Origin of the sequence: Lutimaribacter marinistellae (assembly GCF_042648365.1) — a bacterium.
GTDB lineage: Bacteria > Pseudomonadota > Alphaproteobacteria > Rhodobacterales > Rhodobacteraceae > Lutimaribacter_A > Lutimaribacter_A marinistellae.
The window spans coordinates 1-730 of record NZ_JBHRXI010000036.1 but is presented as its reverse complement, the minus strand read 5'-3'; the positions used below and the strand labels follow the sequence as shown (position 1 = coordinate 730).

General features: G+C 69.2%; 2 protein-coding genes and 1 pseudogene. All 3 read left to right on the top strand.

What is annotated here, in order from left to right; all coding sequences use genetic code 11:
- On the top strand, window positions 1-239 hold a 239-nt coding region (locus tag ACFORG_RS20230; protein ID WP_386737385.1), incomplete at its 5' end, for a DNA methyltransferase.
- Complete coding sequence (locus ACFORG_RS20225) at window positions 239-460, top strand: DUF7220 family protein (protein WP_386737384.1); 222 nt, start codon at window positions 239-241, stop codon at window positions 458-460. The genes ACFORG_RS20230 and ACFORG_RS20225, both read left to right, overlap by 1 nt.
- A 62-nt stretch (window positions 461-522) precedes the next feature.
- Window positions 523-730 (top strand): annotated as a pseudogene (locus ACFORG_RS20220) (phage terminase small subunit P27 family); the annotation flags it as partial.

Below are 730 nucleotides of genomic sequence, written 5' to 3'. Positions count from 1 at the left end.
CGATGCTGAACAACGCGAGCCCGGGACAGGTCGTTTACGAGCCGTTCTGCGGATCGGGCACCACGCTGATCGCGGCCGAGACCTGCGGGCGGGTCTGCCACGCGATGGAGCTGGACCCGGCCTATGTCGACGTGGCGGTGCGACGCTGGGAAGAGTTCACCGGCGCGGCCGCCACGCTCGACGGCGAGACCCGCAGCTTTGCCGATCTGGCCGCCGAGCGGATGGAGATCGTGGCGTGATGGCCCAGACCCGTCTCTTCTCCGCGATCGAGGCGGTGGCGAATGTCGCGGTTGGCTGGGGCGTGGCGCTCTGTCTCCAGCTTGTCACCTTCCCGGTGGTCGGGCTGCAGGCGACCGTCTCGCAGCATTTTGCCCTGAGCGGGCTGTTCACGGCGGCGTCCTTGGCCCGGAGCTATGCGCTGCGGCGGCTCTTCCAGCGCGTCGAGAGGCGGGGTGGATGAGAGCGCAGGATGGGCAGCACTGGACCCCGGGGTGAAGAAGAACGACAGAGGAGGCAAGGCCCATGGCACCGCGTGGCCCGAAACCCAAGCCGACCCGGCTGAAGCTGCTGCAGGGCACGGCCCGCAAGCACAGGCTGGCCAGGGCAGAGCCCGAACCGGAGACGGTATCTCCCACGCCCCCCGATCATCTCGCCGGACCCGCGCTGGAGGAATGGGGCAGGGTGGTGGCGGAGATGGTCCGCCTCGGGATCATGTCGCGTCTCGACCGCA